The sequence below is a fragment of the Mesorhizobium sp. CNPSo 4689 genome, from assembly GCF_057784325.1.
Genome location: NZ_JBWLUZ010000054.1, coordinates 1 through 18,843 on the forward strand (window position 1 = coordinate 1; position 18,843 = coordinate 18,843).

Annotated in this window: 21 protein-coding genes; 4 read left to right on the forward strand and 17 right to left on the reverse strand. The window is 61.9% G+C overall.

Annotation, left to right across the window (positions count from 1 at the left end):
• The coding region (locus AC04SI_RS31230; protein WP_488475551.1) for a hypothetical protein at positions 1-301 on the forward strand (301 nt) is incomplete at its 5' end.
• Between the two features lie 225 nt (positions 302-526).
• Here the strand turns inward: AC04SI_RS31230 and AC04SI_RS31235 are convergent.
• The 10 genes from AC04SI_RS31235 to AC04SI_RS31280 all read right to left on the reverse strand — a co-directional run bounded on the left by AC04SI_RS31235 (position 527) and on the right by AC04SI_RS31280 (position 11,556).
• Complete coding sequence (locus AC04SI_RS31235) at positions 527-907, reverse strand: cupin domain-containing protein (protein ID WP_404284753.1); 381 nt, start codon at positions 905-907, stop codon at positions 527-529.
• Between the two features lie 8 nt (positions 908-915).
• Positions 916-2,403 carry a 4-hydroxyphenylacetate 3-hydroxylase family protein gene (locus tag AC04SI_RS31240; protein WP_404284755.1) on the reverse strand — a complete coding sequence of 496 codons (1,488 nt, stop codon included), beginning with the start codon at positions 2,401-2,403 and terminating at the stop codon, positions 916-918.
• A gap of 14 nt (positions 2,404-2,417) precedes the next feature.
• A complete protein-coding gene (locus tag AC04SI_RS31245; protein WP_404284757.1) occupies positions 2,418-2,954 on the reverse strand; it encodes a flavin reductase family protein in 537 nt (178 codons plus the stop codon).
• A gap of 128 nt (positions 2,955-3,082) precedes the next feature.
• Positions 3,083-3,802 carry a GntR family transcriptional regulator gene (locus tag AC04SI_RS31250; RefSeq protein ID WP_488475552.1) on the reverse strand — a complete coding sequence of 240 codons (720 nt, stop codon included), beginning with the start codon at positions 3,800-3,802 and terminating at the stop codon, positions 3,083-3,085.
• A 182-nt stretch (positions 3,803-3,984) separates the two neighbouring features.
• Positions 3,985-7,188, reverse strand: coding sequence for an efflux RND transporter permease subunit (locus tag AC04SI_RS31255; protein ID WP_404284761.1), 3,204 nt, complete (start codon positions 7,186-7,188; stop codon positions 3,985-3,987).
• Positions 7,185-8,288, reverse strand: coding sequence for an efflux RND transporter periplasmic adaptor subunit (locus tag AC04SI_RS31260; RefSeq protein WP_404284786.1), 1,104 nt, complete (start codon positions 8,286-8,288; stop codon positions 7,185-7,187). Before AC04SI_RS31260 ends, AC04SI_RS31255 begins: the two co-directional genes overlap by 4 nt.
• A 620-nt stretch (positions 8,289-8,908) precedes the next feature.
• The gene (locus AC04SI_RS31265) at positions 8,909-9,541 is read right to left on the reverse strand and encodes a class I SAM-dependent methyltransferase (RefSeq protein WP_404284763.1); all 633 of its coding nucleotides are present in this window, start codon (positions 9,539-9,541) and stop codon (positions 8,909-8,911) included.
• A 107-nt stretch (positions 9,542-9,648) separates the two neighbouring features.
• Positions 9,649-10,062: a nuclear transport factor 2 family protein gene (locus tag AC04SI_RS31270; protein ID WP_404284765.1), complete on the reverse strand. Its 414-nt coding sequence runs from the start codon at positions 10,060-10,062 to the stop codon at positions 9,649-9,651.
• 84 nt (positions 10,063-10,146) lie between these two features.
• Positions 10,147-10,746 carry an NADPH-dependent F420 reductase gene (locus AC04SI_RS31275; RefSeq protein WP_488475553.1) on the reverse strand — a complete coding sequence of 200 codons (600 nt, stop codon included), beginning with the start codon at positions 10,744-10,746 and terminating at the stop codon, positions 10,147-10,149.
• 75 nt (positions 10,747-10,821) lie between these two features.
• Positions 10,822-11,556: an SDR family NAD(P)-dependent oxidoreductase gene (locus tag AC04SI_RS31280; protein WP_404284788.1), complete on the reverse strand. Its 735-nt coding sequence runs from the start codon at positions 11,554-11,556 to the stop codon at positions 10,822-10,824.
• A gap of 268 nt (positions 11,557-11,824) precedes the next feature.
• On the opposite strand from AC04SI_RS31280, the gene AC04SI_RS31285 reads away from it, so the two are divergent.
• Positions 11,825-12,721 carry a LysR family transcriptional regulator gene (locus AC04SI_RS31285; RefSeq protein WP_488475554.1) on the forward strand — a complete coding sequence of 299 codons (897 nt, stop codon included), beginning with the start codon at positions 11,825-11,827 and terminating at the stop codon, positions 12,719-12,721.
• A 187-nt stretch (positions 12,722-12,908) separates the two neighbouring features.
• On the opposite strand, the gene AC04SI_RS31290 is transcribed toward AC04SI_RS31285, so the two are convergent.
• From AC04SI_RS31290 to AC04SI_RS31320, 7 genes are all read right to left on the reverse strand, one after another.
• Positions 12,909-13,439: a dihydrofolate reductase family protein gene (locus AC04SI_RS31290; RefSeq protein ID WP_404284771.1), complete on the reverse strand. Its 531-nt coding sequence runs from the start codon at positions 13,437-13,439 to the stop codon at positions 12,909-12,911.
• Between the two features lie 147 nt (positions 13,440-13,586).
• A complete protein-coding gene (locus AC04SI_RS31295; RefSeq protein WP_404284772.1) occupies positions 13,587-14,279 on the reverse strand; it encodes a DUF899 domain-containing protein in 693 nt (230 codons plus the stop codon).
• Between the two features lie 2 nt (positions 14,280-14,281).
• Positions 14,282-14,575: a hypothetical protein gene (locus tag AC04SI_RS31300; RefSeq protein ID WP_404284774.1), complete on the reverse strand. Its 294-nt coding sequence runs from the start codon at positions 14,573-14,575 to the stop codon at positions 14,282-14,284.
• 292 nt (positions 14,576-14,867) lie between these two features.
• Complete coding sequence (locus tag AC04SI_RS31305; protein ID WP_404284776.1) at positions 14,868-15,554, reverse strand: class I SAM-dependent methyltransferase; 687 nt, start codon at positions 15,552-15,554, stop codon at positions 14,868-14,870.
• A 604-nt stretch (positions 15,555-16,158) separates the two neighbouring features.
• Positions 16,159-16,473, reverse strand: a complete 315-nt coding sequence (locus AC04SI_RS31310; RefSeq protein WP_404284777.1) for a DUF982 domain-containing protein — start codon at positions 16,471-16,473, stop codon at positions 16,159-16,161.
• Between the two features lie 804 nt (positions 16,474-17,277).
• Positions 17,278-17,520 carry an usg protein gene (locus AC04SI_RS31315; protein WP_404284779.1) on the reverse strand — a complete coding sequence of 81 codons (243 nt, stop codon included), beginning with the start codon at positions 17,518-17,520 and terminating at the stop codon, positions 17,278-17,280.
• 53 nt (positions 17,521-17,573) lie between these two features.
• On the reverse strand, positions 17,574-17,921 hold the full coding sequence (locus AC04SI_RS31320; RefSeq protein WP_404284780.1) for a hypothetical protein: 348 nt from the start codon (positions 17,919-17,921) through the stop codon (positions 17,574-17,576).
• A gap of 337 nt (positions 17,922-18,258) precedes the next feature.
• On the opposite strand from AC04SI_RS31320, the gene AC04SI_RS31325 reads away from it, so the two are divergent.
• A complete protein-coding gene (locus AC04SI_RS31325; protein ID WP_404284782.1) occupies positions 18,259-18,573 on the forward strand; it encodes a co-chaperone GroES in 315 nt (104 codons plus the stop codon).
• Between the two features lie 48 nt (positions 18,574-18,621).
• Positions 18,622-18,843: TCP-1/cpn60 chaperonin family protein (locus AC04SI_RS31330; RefSeq protein ID WP_488475555.1), on the forward strand; the 222-nt coding region annotated here is incomplete at its 3' end.

Here is an 18,843-nt window from a genome sequence, read left to right on the forward strand (position 1 = left end):
CGGCGTGAACTTGAAAAATGCGCTTGGCCAGATCAAGGCCCACGGTGGTAATCTGCATGGCGGATGGCTCCTTAGCTCGGGTTGCCTGACAGCAAACCCACTGTGGACTGTGATGCCGGGAGCGGGAGCCATCCACCTCATCTGCTTTCAGGAAAGGGCGATGCTGGTTTCTACGGCCGAAATGCGGCGCAAAGCTGCCATCAAAATCGATTCTGCGTATGCGCAACCCGGCGGGTCAGTCATGTTGACATTGTGGCTAATTAAACGGCGCGCTACTCTCACGGCTCGGAAAGATCGCTAAGGCCCACATCGGATGACCAGATTGGGCCGGAAGCGGACTTGCGGCTTCGAGGCCTGGAATGTGAGAAGCGGACATTCAGGCGCCCCCATGCATCGACGTGAACTGACCCGCAACAGACATTCTGAACGTCAGAGACGCACTGTTGCCAGACGTTTTATGACTCGGTGGCGCACTAAAGCGAGAGAGTCCGCAGGCGCTTGGGAGCGGAACATCATTCGAAAAAAATCAAGTCTCGTAGTAGTGAAGCTCGAGCAACAGGCACCCGGTATGCGACCGGAAGGGACCGTGATAGACGCCAGGCGGCCGGCAGGCGTAGGTGTTCGGGGCAAAGCTCAGCGACGGCTCTTCGACCGAGCATCCGCCGACGATGAGGACTCCCGATAACAGATAGACCTCTTCCCAGTACTCATGCACGAACTGCACCGTCGTATAGGCACCCGGCGCAAACCGCAGCAGCCGCGTGCGGTTCCCGGTCTTGCCTGCCTCGTCGAGCCGGCCGGCAAGAATCTTCTGCTCGATGCCGGGCGGGTAACCAGGCGGCGAATGCCAGCCCTCCCCGGTCATGTCGATCGTGTGAAATTCCTTGTGTTCCTTTCGGATCGGCATGGCAAACCTCAAGCGGCAACCGGAGCGGCACGGCCGACCTCGTCGTCCAGCGAATAGCTGTCAAGCATGTGGTCGACGAGCTGCGTGCAGCGGTCCCAGTCGAAGGTGCGGAAGCTGTGCCCCTTTGTCACGAAGGTGGCGCCGGCATAGAACATCTCGTATTGCGTGTGGCGTGAGGCGAACTCTGAGCCGATCGCATCCCAGGCCAGCTTGAAGAATTTTACCCGGCCCTTCGACGAAGTGACCGGCGATTGCTGTGTCTTTTCAATCAGACTGCACAGCTCCGGATCGGCGAAATCCTGGACGGAAGACGGCAGCATGATCAGTCCGCCGCCCGCCAAGTCGCGCAAGGCGAGGATCACCTCGGCATAGAGTTGCTGTGTCAGCACCTGAGCCGAATAGAGCGTATGCGCATCGGGTACGAAATAGGCGCCAAGCATGCGGCCCTTCACCTCCATGGCGTATACTAACGCGTCGACCATGGTGTTCTGCGCTGCCAGGACTCCCAGCGTCTCGCGCACCTGCGGAAAGTTGATGACGCCGTTGGTCTCGGCGATGCGCCGGGCGATGCCAACAAGGAAGCGCATCTTCACCATCAGGCGGATCTGCGCCTGGTAGTTCTGGAAGACATGCGCCGGCGTGGCATGGAACTGCCGTTGGCACATGGCGATGTCCCCGTTGATAAAGACGCGCTCCCAGGGAACTTTCACATTGTCGAAGTAGAGCACGGCATCGTTCTCGTCGAAGCGGCTGGCGAGTGGATTATCGAAGACACTGGCGGCGCTCTCCTCGTAGGATTTGCGCGACAGGATCTTTAGCCCCCCGGCATTCATCGGCACGGCAAAGGACACAGCATAGGGCTCGTCGCCCTCCCGCAGCGGCTGGATGCAGGTGACGAACACCTCGTTTGCCATGATGCCGCCGGTCGCCAGCATCTTGGCGCCGCGGATTGTCAGGCCTGCTGCGTCCTGGTCGACGACGCCGGCGGTGAGGAAGCGGTCTTGCTGCTCACCCGCGGACTTCGAGCGGTCGGCCTGTGGATTGATGATGACGTAGGTGAGATAGAGTTCGTTGTCCCGGGCGTAGCGGTAATAATCGGCGAGTGCTGCGGCTCGCGCCTTGTCATAGGCCTCGAAGACCTCGATCCCCATGAACATGCCGGAAATGCAGGAGGCGACATGGTCTGGGGCGCGGCCAAGAAAGCCGTAATGAAGCTCCGTCCAGGCTTCCAGCGCCTTGCGCCGTTCGACGAGCTCGGCATGGCTGCGCGGCAACTGCCAGATGCGATTGGCCCGCTGCCCGCCGCTTTCGGGAACTTCAAAGGTCATCAACTCCCGGTTATCCGGCCGCGCCTGGAAGTCGTAGAGCGTGCTGACCGACCGGATCGTCTGGCGGAAGGCTGGATGCACGGTGACGTCACCGGCCATCTGGCCATCGATATAGACTTGCCTGCCATCTCTCAGCATCTCGATATGCTGCGCCCCAGTCTTGATCATCTTACCCTCCGCGATCAGTAGTGGATGTCGAGCGGCCAAAGCGGCGCCGCGAACTCCGTTGGCTGCAGTGATGCGTAACGCCCCTTGCCGAAAACGAGCGGTTGCCGGTCGGCGAAGGACCGAAAGTGCTTCACCCTGGCGATGAACAGCACGTGGTCGCCGGCTTCGTGCCTAGCCCACGGCTCGCAGTCGAACAGCGCCGCCGCGCCGGGCAGCACCGGGGCGCCAGAGCGGCCTTGCTCGAACCGCATCCCCTCCCACTTGTTGGAAAGCGGCTTGGCGAAGCGGTTCGAAATGTCCTTCTGGTTTTCCGAGAGTACATTGACCGTGTAACTGGCTGCCTTTTGCCAGAGCGGTAAGCTGGCTGAACGACCGTCGATGCTGAACAGGACGAGTGGTGGATCGAGAGAGAGCGAGTTGAACGAACTCATCGTCATGCCGAGTTGCTCGCCATCGGCCACACAGGTGACGACGCAGACGCCGGTCGGAAACTGTCCAAGCGCCTGGCGGAACGCGCGCACGTCGAAAGCCGTTTCCCTGTCGATCATCATGCCCGGCCCTTTCGGCACCGATCGGTTAAGTCACAATAGTCAATTCACCAATTCCGTTGACCAACTGCCCGCCGCCACTGTGTGTCTCGACCGTTCGCATCGCCGATGCGAACGCCGCGGCCGCCCTCTTACCGTGCCACCGCCGCGCTACGCGCGGTTGCAACCGAGCCCCAGCCTGCCGCGGTCGGCAGCCGCAAGGCGACGAGCGTCCGCGCCAGATGCTGGGCGACGGCCGCGGCCGCCTGTTCGGGCTGTCCGCGGCGTATGCCCTCGACGATCGCTGCGTGCTCGGCAAGCACGCTGTCGCCGCGGCCGCCGGAGATCGTGATGGCATGCACGCCCATCCGCAACTGGCGGTCCCGCAGGCTCTCATAGAAGTCGGCGAGCACCGGATTGCCGGCGGCGCGCACGATCGTGCGATGAAACTCCCGGTCGCATTCGATGAACGCCACGGGATCGTGCCGCACCTCCACCTGTCGGGCGATCAGCCTGTCGAGTTCCGCCGCAAGCATGTCACCAAAGCCGGCTGCCCGCCCTGCGCACCACTCCTCCACCAAGCCGCGCGCCTGCATGACAGCTTCGATCTCCGCCTCGGTGATCGGCGGAACATAGGCGCCCTTTTTCGGCACGATCTGCAGGAGGCCGTCTGCTTCGAGCCTCAACAGCGCCTCGCGCACCGGCGTCCGCGACGTTCCCGTCTCGCGGCAAACCTCCGCCTCGGTAAGGAACGTGCCCTCGCGGCTAGGCAAGGTCAGCACATGCTGCTTCAGCCAGCGGTAGACCACGTCCTGCGCAGCATCGGCGCGTTGCCCTATGGCCGGGCGTTGTGATTGATGTCGCTCACTCATAGACATCATGTATACATGTTGTCGCCAAGAGATTCAAGCCAACTTGCGACCTGGCTGCGCCGAGCGCAAACGTCAGGAATTGGCGCACCCGCGACGCCGAGGTCGCGCGGACCGTGGCCGTTGCCGCGCCGCGCCGATTTTCTGGAGTGATAAGCCGCGCCCGACGCGGCGAATTCGTAACCCTACTCGGCGGCCGTCTCCGATGGGGCCTCTGCCGGCCCCGAAGGCTCGGCCTCGGCACGGGGCTTGCGCCGTGAAAACAGCGACCTGAGCGTGACGTAGAACACCGGCGTCAGGAACAGGCCGACGAAGGTGACGCCGAGCATGCCGGAGAACACCGCGGTGCCGAGCGACTGGCGCATTTCCGCGCCCGGGCCCGTTGCGATCATCAGCGGCACGACGCCGAGGATGAACGAGAAGGCGGTCATCAGGATCGGCCGCAGCCTGAGCCGGCAGGCTTCGACGGCAGCCTCGGCGGCCGACAGGCCGCGTTCCTGCGCCTGCCGCGCGAATTCGACGATCAGGATCGCGTTCTTGGCGGCAAGCCCGATCAGCACGATGAGGCCGATCTGCACGAGGATGTTGTTGTCCAGCCCTCGGAAAGACACGCCGAGCAACGCCGCGAGCACGCCGAGCGGCACCACCAGCACAATGGCGAACGGCAGCACCCAGCTTTCATATTGCGCCGCCAGCGCCAGGAACACGAACAGCACCGACAGTCCGAAGATATAGACAGCGGCATTGCCGGTGTTGCGCTCCTGATAGGCGAGCTCGGTCCATTCATAGGAGGTACCGGCCGGCAGCGTCTTTGCCGTGATCCCTTCCATCAATGCCAGCGCGTCGCCCGTGGAAACGCCGGGCGCGGCGTTGCCCTGCAGCGGCACCGAGACGTACATGTTGTAGCGCTGGACCAGCGCCGGGCCGGTGACGTCGCGGATCTCGATCAACGTGCCGAGCGGAACCAGCGCGCCGGTCGCCGAGCGCACCTTCAGTTTCAAGATGTCGGCGCGATCGAGGCGGAACGCCTGGTCGGCCTGCGCCCGCACCTGGTAGACGCGCCCGAAGGCGTTGAAGTCGTTGACGTAGGCGGTGCCCAAATTGATCGACAGCGTCTCGAAGATGTTGGGGATCGGCACGTTCAGGATGCGCGCCTTGTCGCGATCGATCGCCAGGAAGAATTGCGGGCTCGACGCGGAGAACGTGGTGAACACGCCCGTCAGCCCCGGCGTCTTGTTGGCCTTGCCGGCGATTTCGTTGGCAAGCGCCAGGATCTGCCGCATGTCGGCGCTGTTGCGCTCCTGGATCTGCAGCTTGAAGCCGCCGGCATTGCCGACGCCGCGGATCGGCGGCGGCGGCAGTGCGATAATGAAGGCTTCCTTGATGCTTTGCAGGCTGCCGAACAGATTGCCGATGACATGGGTCGCCGACTGGCCGGCTTTCAGTCGCTCGTCAAACGGCTTGAACCTGGCGAAGATCACGCCCGCGTTGCTGGCGTTGGTGAAGGTCGCGCCGGAGAAGCCGGCGAAGGCGACTGCGTAGTCGACGCCTGGCGTTTTCTGGATGATCTGCGACGCCTGCTGGATGACCGCATCGGTCCTCGATAGCGAGGCGCCGTCCGGCAACTGGACGACGACGATCGCATAGCCCTGGTCGAGCGACGGAATGAAACCGCGCGGCACCGCCTGCACCATGTAGACCGTGGCGTAGATGAGGGCCGCAAGAACGGCCAGCATGGCGGCGATCGTTATCCACGAGCCGACCAGCACGCGGATGATGCTCGAATACCAATGGGCGACCCTGTCGAAGCCGCGATTGAAGCCGTCGGCGAGCGCCCGTCCGAACCGCGCCAGGAAAAAGCGCGGCGGCGCCGCCGCGGCGTGGTGCGGCTTGAACAGCAGTGCGGCCAGCGCCGGCGAAAGCGTCAGCGAATTGAATGCCGAGATCGCCGTCGACACCGCGATGGTGATCGCAAACTGCAGGTAGAACTGCCCAGAAATGCCGGGGATGAAGGCTGTTGGCACGAACACGGCTATCAGCACCAGCGAGATCGCGATGACCGCCGTTCCGACTTCGTCCATGGTCAGGTGCGACGCCGGATTGGGCGCCAGCCCTCTGGCGATATTGCGCTCGACGTTCTCGACCACGACGATCGCATCGTCGACGACGATGCCGATCGCCAGAACGAGGCCGAACAGCGTCAGCATGTTGAGCGAGAAGCCGGCGGCGTAAAGCACCGCCAGCGTGCCGATCAGCGACACGGGGATCGCCACGATCGGCACGATCGCCATGCGCCACGATTGCAGGAAGACGATGATGACGATGATGACCAGCAGCATCGCCTCGAGGATCGTCTTGTAGACCTCCTGGATAGACTCGGCGACGAACTCGGTCGGATTGTAGACGATGTCGTAGCTCAACCCCTTCGGGAAGTCGCGGGAAAGCTCCTTCATCTTGTCCTGGATCTCCGCGGCTGCGGCGAGCGCATTGGTGCCCGGCCGCTGGAAGATGGCGAGCGCCACCGCCGGTTTGCCGTTGAGATAGGAGTTGGTGACGTAATCCTTGGCGCCGAGCTCGATGCGCGCCACGTCCTGCAGCGAGATCAGGCGGCCGTCGTCGGTCGATTTGACGATCACATATCGGAAGTCACGTGCGTCGTTGAAGCGGCCTTGCGTGGTGACCGTGTACTGGAACGCCGTGCCGGTGCTGGTCGGCGGCGCGCCGATCGAGCCGCCCGACACCTGGACGTTCTGGTCGCGCAGCGCCTGGACCACATCGCCCGAGGTCATCCCCAGGGCGGACAGTTTTTCCGGATCGAGCCAGATGCGCAGCGAATATTCGCGTTCGCCGAAGATGATGAGGTCGCCGACGCCGTCGAGTCTGAGCAGTATGTCGCGCACCCGCGAGCGGGCGTAGTTCGAGACGTAGAGCTGGTCGTAGGTGTTGTCGGGCGACAGCATGTGCACGACCATCATCAGGTCGGGCGAGCTCTTGGTGGTGGTGATGCCGAGGCGGCGGACTTCTTCGGGCAGGCGCGGCTGGGCGACCGACACGCGGTTCTGCACCAGCACCTGCGCCTGGTCGAGATCGGTGCCCAGCTTGAAGGTGATGGTCAGCGCCATCGCCCCGTCGCCCGACGAATAGGACGACATGTAGAGCATGCCCTCGACGCCGTTGATCTCCTGCTCGATCGGCGTCGCCACCGTCGCTGCGACCGTCTCGGCGTCGGCGCCCGGATACTGCGCGCGAACGACGATGGTCGGCGGCGCGATCTCGGGATATTGCGCGACCGGAAGCTGGGTATAAGCGATCCCGCCGAGGATCAGCAGGACGATCGAAACGACCGATGCGAAGATCGGACGGTCGACGAAGAAATGTGCGAACCTCATTGCTGCAACTCGGCGGTCTCGGCCTTGGGCGACAACGTCACCATCTCGACCTTCACCTTGGTGCCGGGCCTGGCGTGCATCAGCCCGTTGACGATGATCGTCTCGTCGCCGGTCAGGCCCTCGCGGATCACCCGGTAGCCGTCGAGACGCGGGCCGGTGCGCACGGGCTTCGCCGACACCATCCCGGCCCCATCCACAAGGAACACGATGCGGCGATCCTGATCGGCGCCGATCGCCTCGTCGGGCACCAGCACGCCGCTATGCGGCAGCGACCCCGGCACGTTGATGCGCCCGAACATGCCTGGCTGGAGAATGCCGTCGGCGTTGGGAAACCTTGCACGCACCCGCATGGTGCCGGTCGCGTTGTCGATCCGGTTCTCGGCAAAATCGAGCTTGCCTTTGAATACCGCCTCCGCGCGGTCGGCGACGCGAACCACCACCTCGAGCCCGCCGGCGCCTTCCTGCATGCTGCCGCCACGCTCCTTCGCGTCGCGGGCGTAGCTGAAATACAGGCGCTCATCGACGTCGAAATAGAAGTCGATCGGATCGCGCGTAACGATGGTCGTCAGCAAGGTGGAATCCGGCTGCACGAGGTTGCCGACCGACACCAGCCGGCGGTCGATGCGGCCGGACAAGGGCGCCTTGATCTCGGTGAATTCCATGTTCAGGCTGGCCGTCGTCAGCGCAGCCGTCGCGCCCTGCATCTGCGCCTGCGCCGAAAGGTATTCCCGCCGGCGGTCATCGACCGTCGCGGTTGAGATATTGCCGGTCTTGGCGAGTTCGTCGGCGCGATCCAGCTGCATCTTGGAGAATTCGAGCAGACTCTTGGCGACGTCCACTTGCGACTTGGCGGCATCATAAGCCGCCTGGTACGGACGCTGGTCGATGGTGAAGAGCAGGTCGCCCTTGTTGACCAGTGCGCCGTCCTGGAAGCTGACCTTGTCCAGATAGCCGCTGACGCGCGAACGGATGGCGACCTGGTCGACGGCTTCGAAGCGCCCGACGAACTCGTCGTCTTCGACGATTTCACGGACCACCGGCTTGGCCGCCGTCACCACGGGTAGCTGCTGGTCCTGCGCAAACGCAGTGCTGAAAGCCATGCCGAGCAGGAATGCCGCCGACACGGCGGCGCGGGCAAGCCAGCCGGCCGATCGACAGGGTCGCCCGCCCGCGTCGCGATGCAATTGCCCATTCTCTGGGGTGTCCATTTGCGTCCTCGCTCGCTGGACCCGGAGGCCGGTTGATCCGCTTCTACGCTCAGGCTTCTCGTCGAGATCAGATCACTGCAGTGTTGTGCATGGCAACATGATCATTTTCCATGTGGGCTGAAATGTCCACCCTGTGGCTGCCCCGCCATCGGGCTAAAGCCAGGCACTTGTGTCGCTTAAGCTACCCGACGGACAAGTCCCAAACGGCGTCGCTCTGACTAGCGAGGGACACCCCGGCCTCCCGACAGACCCACCGGGCCGTGAACGGACGGCGGCTTCTGAGACCGGGCGACAGACTCGCTAGACGGCTAAGATGGGCCGCAAAGAAGAATACCGAGCGCCTGTCAACGGGACGATCCGGAATGACGTCAATGGGCCGACACGGGCGATCCGGTTTCAACCAACTTCTGCGGTAAGCTGTCGTTCCGAAACCGACCCACAATGGGTCGTCGCATTTGTCGAAGCCGCGTCCCGTCCGAGAGCCGACCTCATCGTTGGCGAGTGGCCCAGTGTCAGATCTTCAAAAATCGAAAGGCGAAGCGATCGGTCTCGCCTTTGATCGAGGGATCGAAGACCTTGATCGAGTGCGAATCGTCCCTGTTCGCGAGGATGGTGCTTTCCGCGTCCAGTACGAAGCCGGCCGCCACCACCTCCTCCCGAACGGAGGCAGGCTCAATACGATGCAGCGACTGGGCGTCGCTCGTGCCCGCCCCGACGGCGGCGGCGTGGTCGACGATGACGTACGACCCACCGGGCTTCAGCCGCTCGTAGACGGCTCGATTGAACTGGGCCGCCGTCGCGCCCTTCTTCTGAATCAGCGCGGTGTGGAGATCGTGGTAGAACAGGTGCAGCCACAGCACATCCGCTGGTTGCGTGGCCTGCGGCATCGCGACGAGGTCCGCTGAGACGGCTTCGACGTTCTCTCGGCCCGGCTCCTTCGCGAGCGTCCGCATGCGGCCAACCGGATCGTTCTTGAAGTCGGCGACTTCGGCCGGCACGAAGCTGTAGACCCGACCTTCGGGGCCCACGACGTCGGAGAACAGGCGCGTCCAATCGCCGTCGCCTGGGTAGACGTCAATGACAGTGGAGCCCGCATCTACTCGTGCGAACCGGATCAACTCGGATACCTTGGATTGGTCGTACATCGGAATCTCCTTTACGGTTGGGCATTAGACGAGCGCGCGGCGTACAATGGGGCGATTTTCGGCTGATCTACCGTCTACCCCGAACCGATGGCCGAAGATGACCAGTGCTATGCAGGCCCGGCCGCGCCCATCTGCGCGGCGCGCGCCAGTGCTTGTGTGTCGACGTATTCCCGGATGTTGGACAGTCTGCCGTCCCGGACGGTGATGGCGAAGATCCAGTCGTCCTCGAACGTCTTGTTCGTGGCTTTGATCCTTCCCCTCGCGAAGCCGAGCACGAGCACCCGGTCTCCTTGCGCCACGAACTCCCGGGGTTCCGTGGACGTTTCTATCGACTTGGATGCCGTCTCAAGCAAATCCGCCAGCCCGGCGTGTCCATGGCGCGTTCCGGCCAGCGGCCAGTCCTCGCCCGGAATGATCCACTCGATGTCCTCGGCGACCAGCGCCAGCAGAGCCTCCCTGTCGCCGCGGCCGATCGCGGCGAAGAAGTCCTTGACGGTCTGGATGTTCTTCTCAATGTTCATGGGAATTTCTCCATTTCGCATGGATCGCATCGTGCTCGATCCGATCCGTGCATCGTGGCCCTGCCGGCTGGCACGTCGTGTTCATCAGTCGAACTTGACCAAGTCCTTGAAGATCAGTTGACCCCAGCTATTTCCGCGCGCCTGGACTAGCAATCCGCCTTCCGAAAGCCCGCCAAGTTTGATCGGCACGAAACCGAGCTTTCCCGCAAGCACACCAATCTCCGCTGCGGCGTCGTCATCGTCGCTCGCCAGGAACACGACCCTCCTGCCACCATGCACGGCCGGATCCTGATCAAGGACGGCAGCGACCAGATGGTTGAAGCCCTTGACTAGTTTTGCACCAGAGAATGCCTGTGCAACGAACTTGGAAGAAGGCTGTCCCCCCAGTTTTTCAGGAGGCACGCCGTAGGCATTGGTCACATCGACGATGGTCTTCCCCTGCCAGGTGGCGAGCGCCTTCGCGACCTCTGGGTGCGACTCGAAACGGACAGCCAAAAAGATGATGTCCGCCTCGAGGGCGTCCGCCAATTTTTTGGGGATGATCGTGGGACCGACCGCGGCCGCAGCGGATGCAAAGCGTTCCGGGTCGCGCGTGGTTGCAACGGATACTTCGATGCCTTTGCGGGCAAACGCCTTGGCCAAAGCCTGGACGATATTGCCGAAGCCGATAATTGCGTAGCTCATATGTATTCTCCTTGGGTTGTCACGCCCTACGGCGCTCCGAACGATCAAATGGAGCGCCCGGCCGGGCCTAGTGCGTCAGAGTTGGGCTAGGCCGCCGTCGACGGCGACCTCGCTGCCGGTCATGAAGCTGCTGTCCGGCGACGCGAGGAAGGCGGCAACGGCCCCGATCTCCGCCGGATCGGCCATGCGCTGGAGCGGAGTCATCGCGCCGTAGGCCTTCTGGCCCTCCTCGCCCAGCGCTTCCTTCGCGAGTTCGGTCGCCGTCGCCCCGGGCGACAACACATTTACCCGGATGCCGGTGCCCTTCAGGTCCTCCGCCCAGGTCCGCGCGAGATTGCGCACTGCCGCCTTGCTCGCGCTGTAGGCAGTGAATCCCGGGGCGCCCGTGGTGCCGGCGCTCGATCCGGTCAGGATGATCGAACCGCTTGGGCCCATCAACGGCAACGCCTTCTGGACCGTGAAGATCGTGCCCTTCACATTGGTGTCGAAGGTTTCGTCAATGTGCTCGGCGGTGATCTGGCCGAGCGGAAGCGGGCCTCCGGCCCCGGCATTGGCGAAGACGATATCGAGGCTTCCGCGCTCAGCCTTCACAGCCGCGTAGAGTCGGTCGAGGTCGGCCTCATTCGAGACCGAGCCTTTCACCGCGCGGGCATTGGGCCCGAGGTCCGCCACAGCGGCGTCGAGCGCTTCCTGTCGGCGGCTGAAGATGAAGACGAAGGCGCCCTCCTCGACGAATCGCTTTGCTGCGGCGCGGCCGATGCCGGTGGCGCCGCCGGTGATGACGGCGGTCTTTCCATTCAGTCTGGTCATGTCGTGCATCCTTCCAGGCTTCCGCCTTGGTCATTCGGGAACGCCCGAGACCTTGAACATGGGGCTGCCGGGGTCAGGCGTTGAGTGCGGAAGCGCGCACATCGGTGGTGCGAAATCGATCCGGTACGGCTATTAACTGCAGCCGCGTCGATAAGGTTCCGCCGTTCGGAATTGGGCCCCGCTCGTCGGAAAGTGTTACGATGGCCGCCCTGTACTGTACGATAAGTTAGGGCTTTGGAAGGCGCACCGCGCGGTGCGGGATTGCACCATGATCGACTGGGATGACGTTCGCTACTTTCTTGCCGTCGCACGCGGAGGCTCGGTGCGGGCCGCCGCCAAGCGCCTCGGTGTGAACCACGCGACCGTGCTGCGACGCATCGCCCAACTCGAGGACCGCCTCGGGGCGCACATGTTCGAAAAGCTGCCTTCGGGCTATCGCCTGACGGCTGCGGGGGAGGAAGTCCTCGAGCTCGCGGAACAGATGGAAGTGTCGTCGCACCAGCTGGAGACGCGCGTCTTCGGTCGCGACCAGAGCGTGGGCGGGCTTCTGCGGGTGACGCTGGCACCGCCCCTCGCGACACACCTGCTCATGCCGGACTTCGCCGATTTCGCGCGTCTGCATCCGGACATCGAGATGGAAATCTTGTCGTCCGGCGAGCTGGCAAATCTGACCAACCGAGAGGCCGACGTCGCGATCCGCGTCGTCTACGACCGCAAAACCCTGCCGCTCAATCTTCACGGCCTGAAGGGACCGGAGCTGTTCGGCGGCGTCTACATGTCCTGCGATCGACTAGCCGCGTGGCGTGCGGGCGCGCCTGATCCCATCCGGTGGATCGTCATAAGCATTCATGGAATTCCGGAATGGGCCAGCGAGGGTGAGGTTCGCACCACGGGGGTTCCATTCAGGACCACGGACGCCGAGGCGCAGATCGTTGCTGTACGGCAAGGGCTCGGGATGACGACACTGCCGTGCTTCATTGGCGATGCCGACCCCCTACTGGTGAGGGTGCCGGGTACCGACCTGCACATGTACGGAACGCTCTGGCTTCTCACACAGGGGGAGACACGCAAGACGAAGCGCGTGCGGCTCTTCACCGAGTTCGTATCCTGCAGGCTCGCCGAGTACGCGCCGCTTCTCGCGGGGCTGTCCGTATCGCGCGACTGACGCGCGGCAGGTCGCCGGCGACGCTTGCCGTGGATATAACAGCACCCCGCCCCGACGGTCAAACGTCATATTTGGGACCGAATGCGGAAGGTCCGCTATCGGGACGAAGATACCGACAAGCGGTCGCTTCGTTACGACCCAAAGCGGGCCTGACGCGTCGGCGCAGTTCGTCGGGCGAGTCGCGTGATTAGGCAGGAACGTACGTCAACCTGATCGCGTCCTCGCCAATTCGATCGCTGGCCATAAGGCGGAGCGGCGGCCGGGGACCGGCGAAGAATGGCTTGCCGCGACCAAGCACGACGGGGTGGAAGTAGAGTCGATACTCATCAATAAGACCAAGGTCGGTCAGGCTTCGCGCCAGGTCTGGTCCGGAAACGGCAATCTCCCCAACGAGCTGAGCCTTCAGCCCCCGTATCACCGTCTCGATGTCATCCGAAACAAGTGTGGCGTTGGGGCCGACTGACTTCAACGAGCGCGATACGACCCACTTCGGTTGGCTCCTCCACGCCGCCGCGAACTCGTGTTGTTCCGCACTCCACTCAGGACGGTCTTCGTCCCAATACCGCATCACCTCGTACATGCGGCGACCGTACACACTGCCGGTCAGGTCGCGCACGTGCTCTATCCAGTGACGAAAGAGCGCGGGGCCTGTCCGTATTTCCAGGTGGTCGACGTAGCCGTCTAGGGACTGGTTCATTCCGAAGACGAGCTTTGCCATGCTACAACATCTCCATCCCAGGTTGGTTCTTCAGAATAGATTGAACCCCTGTGACACGGAAAGGTGGTTGAGCACAAACTGCGCCGCTTTGTAGGTGCGACGAATATCGTTTACCATCCGGGCATCATTCCACCGTCCCCCGCGGGTCTACGCGTAGCGGTCGTGGCGGCGCACCCAGTCCATTCCCTCAGCTTCGTTGCGCCCCTTTGGCATGAGGTCGAGCATGGCGTAGGTGCCCATCATCACCTCTACACCGCGGCCGAAGGTGGAGTAGGTGTGAAAGACATCGCCAGCCTCATCCTTGTAGAAGGCGCTCAGGCCAGGCCATTCCTCGCCGGTTTCCCGCCATTCGCCGAAGTTGTAGTCGATGTGCCCGGTGGCGACCTCTTCGGGCGTGAAACTGACCCGGAAATCGTAGTTGAACGGATTGCCGTTCGAGGACACCCATCGGAACTGCCAGCCCATACGTCTGCGATAGCGCTCGATCTCGGTAAGCGGCGCGCGCGAGACGGTGATCATGGTAACATCGTGATGCGCCAGATGCTTGTTCATGCCGTCGGTGTGATCAGCCATGAATGAGCAACTCGGGCAGCCTTCCTTCCATCCCGGCGCGAACATGAAATGTTGTACGAGAAGTTGCGAACGGCCGTCGAAGAGATCGGCGAGCGCACGCGGACCATCCGGCGTGTCAAAGACGTATTCCTTCTCGATACGCACCCATGGCAGGGCGAGCCGATCGCGTGCGACCTTGTCGCGAAGATGGGTGAGTTCCTTCTCCGCTTGCAGGAGGTCCCGGCGGGCGGTTAGCCAGTCATCGCGTGAAACAACAGCGTGTTGCATTGTCAGTCTCCTTCGGTTTGGGTGACGGAAGTGTTGCGGTGATGCGAACAGGCGGAAAAGTGCTTCAGCCACTGCGATACGTGAAAGAGGCTCATCAGCAGATACATCAGGGCCATGTCGTTGATCGGCATGAAAGGCGAGGCAGCAGAGCACATGGTCATGCCCGGCGAGCCGAGGGCAGAAATCCAGGCCATCAGTGCGAAGGTCGGTGCGGCGGCGAGCCCGAGCCAGCCGGCAAAATCGACCGCCTGCCCGAGCAACGAAGTGGCTTTCTCTTTTGCTGCAAACATCGTCATTTGCGGTCCTCCGGTCGAATTCGCCGTTTCCAACGGTTTCGATACGAAGACGCTCGGGCGGAGGGGGAGCTGAGAGTTACAAGTGTGACGGGATTTCAATGGAGGGCCGCGAGCGGACCGGCAACTTCGAGGCTCGAATTATCAGAAGCGGACCTTTAGGCCGGCGCGGGCATCGACGTGATCTGACCCAACCCGGACGTTGAGCAGACCTACGACAAATGTCGGCAATTGGCGCAGAAAGCGATCCTTGGGCTTCAGGTCGCCCGAGGGATCCCGGGAAATGAAACTCAGATCAGGCGCGTTCGAGAATATCCGCCTTGATGGGCTGGTCGAAGACAAGTGAACCTTCGTTGTTGTGTTCTGCCGCCGCGAGCACGGCAGCTCTAATTGCAGATTCGTCTTGTGCCACAATTTCGCGTCGCGATGGATCGACGGCTATGATGCGATCCAAGAAGCCGTCCACGGTTCGAAAGACCTCACGACGAATGTAGTTCAGCGTCGCCACCCGAACGAGCACTCCAGACAGTGTGGCCGTTTCGATCGCGCGTTGCGCCGCTTGTCGGACAACGGTCTCGTCTTCGATCAATCGAAGGGCGGAGAAGAAATTGCCGGTCGGCAACGGCTCGATAATGATCACGACGCCGTCTGGCCTGATTACACGCGCTGCTTCGCCAAGCGCTGCCTGCATCGCCATTTCGGGAACATGGTGGAGCGCATTGATCATGATGCCAATGTCGAATGTCGCGTTGTCGAAAGGAAGAGCCTCCGCCACGCCTTCGAAGAACTTGGCCTGCGGAACAGCCTCCATGGCAGCTCGTATGGCATCCACGCCCGGATCAACGCCGACCGCCTCTGCGCCCTCGGCAGCAACCTGCCCAGCAAAGTTGCCCGTACCGCAACCGATGTCCAGAATCTTGAGTCCAGCGATCGAGGATCGCACCGATCGGACGACTGCCAGCGGACTGTCTATGGGTTGCATTGCCCGCTCTCTTTTTTGCCACCCGTCCTAGTGGTATCGGCCTAACATAAGAGTCCGGCTTGAGATTCCCTTTGGCGAAAGCGCATGCGAGTCTGGCGCATGCGCACAGGAATATCCCTTCATTGCGCGAATTACGCAGGCAGCTCGTTAGACGGTCGGCCATCAAGGCTTGACACTGGCGACCTTCATGAGTCGCGCCGCGCCTTCACTCTCGCTCTCCACGAAGCGGACGAACTCGGGCTGCGTCATGCTCATTGGCTCGCCCCCGTGCTTATCGATCCATTCGCGCAGATCCGGCCCGGCGAGCACGCGCCCGATGTCATTCGCAAGCCTGATCGAGCCCGACGACGAAGGCGACCTGGCAGATCCGGCCAAAGCGGACCGGGCGAAGCGTGAAGATGCCGCGGGCGGCTTGCCATTCAGGCTGACGCGCTTAGTCGCGCGATCCGCTTGGGAAGTTCGGTGCTGAAGTAAGGGGGCTCCGCTTTCCCGCTCACGTTGCCCGGGAGACGCACCGCTCCGATGCTGCGGCGGTAGATTACCGCCGCAGTGAATCTAGCCCTCACCTTCTAAAGTGAATCTAGCCCTGACCTTCTAAAAGGATTTAGCCCTCACTTTCCAAGATATGGTCTGGTTTGCTGATCTTCGGCCCTGTCATCCATGGCGGCGCTGCGGGCACGTCCTCGATGACACCGACCCTGCGTGCCCAAGCCGTAAAGGCCTTGTTCGCTGCCTCGACAGACTTCCGACCATCGTAGGCGGTGTAGCATGCATCAGACGCCGCTGCGTGGAGGAGGCCGCGCCTTTCAACCGACCATTCTTCCAGAAACTCTATCGCATCCATGATACAGCCGATCTTTTGGACACCATAGCCGTCGTCTCTTACGAAAATCGGCTGTTTGAACGTTGCACTTTCCATTGGTGACCTCCCCTTCAAACCGTGGGGCAACTGATCCTTCCCCACCATGCGCGGCGATGATCAGTTCCCGGCAAAAGCATGCCGGCGAGCTTGGCGAACGCCACGGCAAACCAGGACGGAACCGGGATTTTCAAAGAAGATCGTTACCATGCGTTCCTCCCGCTCCTATTCGACTCGACATCCGGCAAGTCGCACTCGGCACATAGGAAAAAGATTGGAAGCACCTCTTTTCAGTTCAAGGGGAGCTGACGAGACGAACGGCCAGCACCTTTATGAATCGGATGCGGTAGCAACTAGAAAGGAGCGTGTCCTACTGCCGCTTGGCCAAGTCGCATTGGGCCAGTACAATCAGGATATGAAAAACGCGAAGCCTGCATACGTCTTGTACAAACCGCCAGTGCGCGGATTCCCGTTTCTTGCGGTCATTCTGGCAGCTGATGGCACCGTGACTGCAAGGGCGTTCGATACTGCTGAGGAGGCCGCGGCATTCAACCACCAAATGGCGCGATCACAGTTTCCAGGAAATCGGACGCACTAACCACCGACGGCGGGCGGAGATTGAGCCTCCCTTCTAGGAGAACCCGTCGCGCGAAGTCCCAGAGTGGCGCCACGACCCCTGCGATGCTCGTTCTCGTCCGTTCCTCAAAACCAGTGGAACTGACAGATTCGGGCGCATCGGCTTTTTGGCGCTGTGGTTGCTGCACACCGCCATCAGCATCAACAAAGAGGGCTCTGGTGCGACCGTCTTTGATAGCCCGATGACGGCGACCTGGCGGACCCGGCCAGGGCAGACCCGGGCGCCGGCTATTGAAGAGTGAAGATGCCGTCTACGGCCTGCCATTCGCAAGGCCGGATCAGGCGGCGATGAGCGACGCGCACGGAATGGAGCGCGCCTTCGAGTTCGCGCTCCCAGTAATCCAGAAACCCTTTCAGGGTCGGGAATTCCGGTGCAAGATCGTATTCCTGCCAGACATAGAGCTGTAAAAGGCTTGGATGATCGGGAAGGTGGTAATGGATCTCCGCGGTTGTGAGACCGCAGCCCTCCATCTGCAGCTGGAATTCCCTGCTGACTATGCTTCTCTACCCCTTCTTAGATGCGTTTAAGCCTCAAGTCCTTGCGGGCTTTCTCGGTCCCACCGTTCCTTGAAATCGCAGCTAATCTCGCCGCGACTATCGTCCAGGCGGCGAAGTGCATCCATGACCGCGTCAAATGTCACCGGGCTCGCAGCACCCGGTGGCTTTCGCAACGCGGGCATAGATTCGACGGCACAAGCATCCGACGCCCATGAGGCTAGAATGGCGCGCTTTTCCTGAATGTCGAGCGTGCGGTCGCCCACTACCTCATCGGGGTGATTAAGGTGCCGCGCCGGGAAGAGCAGGCGATCAAGCGAAGGATCAGAGGCTTCAGGGGCGATCGAGAGGATGTTCTTCGACAAGGTTCGTTCCATCGATGGTCTCCGCTTCCTAACAATCTCCTTGGCATCTTTGGTGTTGCCGTGCCCCTTTCGGGACTCCAACTGCAAAAAATTCGTGGAGTTCGGACCGAATTTCAAGACCTGAAAATCGCGCGCCCTGGCAAAATAGCTTCATGAATTCATGTCGCTAGCACTCCGAAATGCCGAGTGCCAAAATTTTTTCAGCGACCTCTTGAAACTCAAAAAATGCAAAACTAGGTCGATATGCGCGCGATGCCTGAAGAAGGGTCGCGGCGCCCCGCACCTGCCCGATATTGCCGGTCCGGTGTGGAGGAACCTTAAAAATCTGTTTGTCCTGAAGGAGAACGACATGACGTTCCGTCCATTGCACGACCGTATCCTGGTTCGCCGCATCGAGGCCGAGGAGAAGACGGCCGGCGGCATCATTATTCCCGACACTGCCAAGGAGAAGCCGCAGGAGGGCGAAGTCATCGCCATCGGCCCGGGCGCGCGCGACGAAAGTGGCAAGCTCACGCCGCTCGACGTCAAGGTCGGCGACCGCATCTTGTTCGGCAAATGGTCCGGCACTGAGATCAAGCTCAACAGCGAAGACCTGCTTATCATGAAAGAAAGCGACGTGATGGGCGTGATCGAGACCGAAATCCAGGCCAGGAAGGCCGCCTGAGCGAGGGTCTTAATCCGTCAAAATGCTGCCTAAGGAAGGAGTTGAAAAATGGCTGCCAAGGACGTCAAATTCCATACCGAAGCCCGCGAGAAGATGCTGCGCGGTGTCGATATCCTGGCCAATGCGGTGAAGGTCACCCTCGGCCCCAAGGGCCGTAACGTCGTCATCGACAAGTCGTTTGGTGCGCCGCGCATCACCAAGGACGGCGTCACCGTCGCCAAGGAAATCGAGCTCGAGGACAAGTTCGAGAACATGGGAGCGCAGATGGTG

What these genes read in the sequence shown, in the direction of transcription:
- AC04SI_RS31235 (WP_404284753.1), bottom strand. Translation starts at nt 907, where the DNA reads ATGCCGATCCGAAAGGAACACAAGGAATTTCACACGATCGACATGACC.
- AC04SI_RS31240 (WP_404284755.1), bottom strand. Translation starts at nt 2,403, where the DNA reads ATGATCAAGACTGGGGCGCAGCATATCGAGATGCTGAGAGATGGCAGG.
- AC04SI_RS31245 (WP_404284757.1), bottom strand. Translation starts at nt 2,954, where the DNA reads ATGATGATCGACAGGGAAACGGCTTTCGACGTGCGCGCGTTCCGCCAG.
- AC04SI_RS31250 (WP_488475552.1), bottom strand. Translation starts at nt 3,802, where the DNA reads ATGAGTGAGCGACATCAATCACAACGCCCGGCCATAGGGCAACGCGCC.
- AC04SI_RS31255 (WP_404284761.1), bottom strand. Translation starts at nt 7,188, where the DNA reads ATGAGGTTCGCACATTTCTTCGTCGACCGTCCGATCTTCGCATCGGTC.
- AC04SI_RS31260 (WP_404284786.1), bottom strand. Translation starts at nt 8,288, where the DNA reads ATGGCTTTCAGCACTGCGTTTGCGCAGGACCAGCAGCTACCCGTGGTG.
- AC04SI_RS31265 (WP_404284763.1), bottom strand. Translation starts at nt 9,541, where the DNA reads ATGTACGACCAATCCAAGGTATCCGAGTTGATCCGGTTCGCACGAGTA.
- AC04SI_RS31270 (WP_404284765.1), bottom strand. Translation starts at nt 10,062, where the DNA reads ATGAACATTGAGAAGAACATCCAGACCGTCAAGGACTTCTTCGCCGCG.
- AC04SI_RS31275 (WP_488475553.1), bottom strand. Translation starts at nt 10,746, where the DNA reads ATGAGCTACGCAATTATCGGCTTCGGCAATATCGTCCAGGCTTTGGCC.
- AC04SI_RS31280 (WP_404284788.1), bottom strand. Translation starts at nt 11,556, where the DNA reads ATGACCAGACTGAATGGAAAGACCGCCGTCATCACCGGCGGCGCCACC.
- AC04SI_RS31285 (WP_488475554.1), top strand. Translation starts at nt 11,825, where the DNA reads ATGATCGACTGGGATGACGTTCGCTACTTTCTTGCCGTCGCACGCGGA.
- AC04SI_RS31290 (WP_404284771.1), bottom strand. Translation starts at nt 13,439, where the DNA reads ATGGCAAAGCTCGTCTTCGGAATGAACCAGTCCCTAGACGGCTACGTC.
- AC04SI_RS31295 (WP_404284772.1), bottom strand. Translation starts at nt 14,279, where the DNA reads ATGCAACACGCTGTTGTTTCACGCGATGACTGGCTAACCGCCCGCCGG.
- AC04SI_RS31300 (WP_404284774.1), bottom strand. Translation starts at nt 14,575, where the DNA reads ATGACGATGTTTGCAGCAAAAGAGAAAGCCACTTCGTTGCTCGGGCAG.
- AC04SI_RS31305 (WP_404284776.1), bottom strand. Translation starts at nt 15,554, where the DNA reads ATGCAACCCATAGACAGTCCGCTGGCAGTCGTCCGATCGGTGCGATCC.
- AC04SI_RS31310 (WP_404284777.1), bottom strand. Translation starts at nt 16,473, where the DNA reads ATGGAAAGTGCAACGTTCAAACAGCCGATTTTCGTAAGAGACGACGGC.
- AC04SI_RS31315 (WP_404284779.1), bottom strand. Translation starts at nt 17,520, where the DNA reads ATGGAGGGCTGCGGTCTCACAACCGCGGAGATCCATTACCACCTTCCC.
- AC04SI_RS31320 (WP_404284780.1), bottom strand. Translation starts at nt 17,921, where the DNA reads ATGGAACGAACCTTGTCGAAGAACATCCTCTCGATCGCCCCTGAAGCC.
- AC04SI_RS31325 (WP_404284782.1), top strand. Translation starts at nt 18,259, where the DNA reads ATGACGTTCCGTCCATTGCACGACCGTATCCTGGTTCGCCGCATCGAG.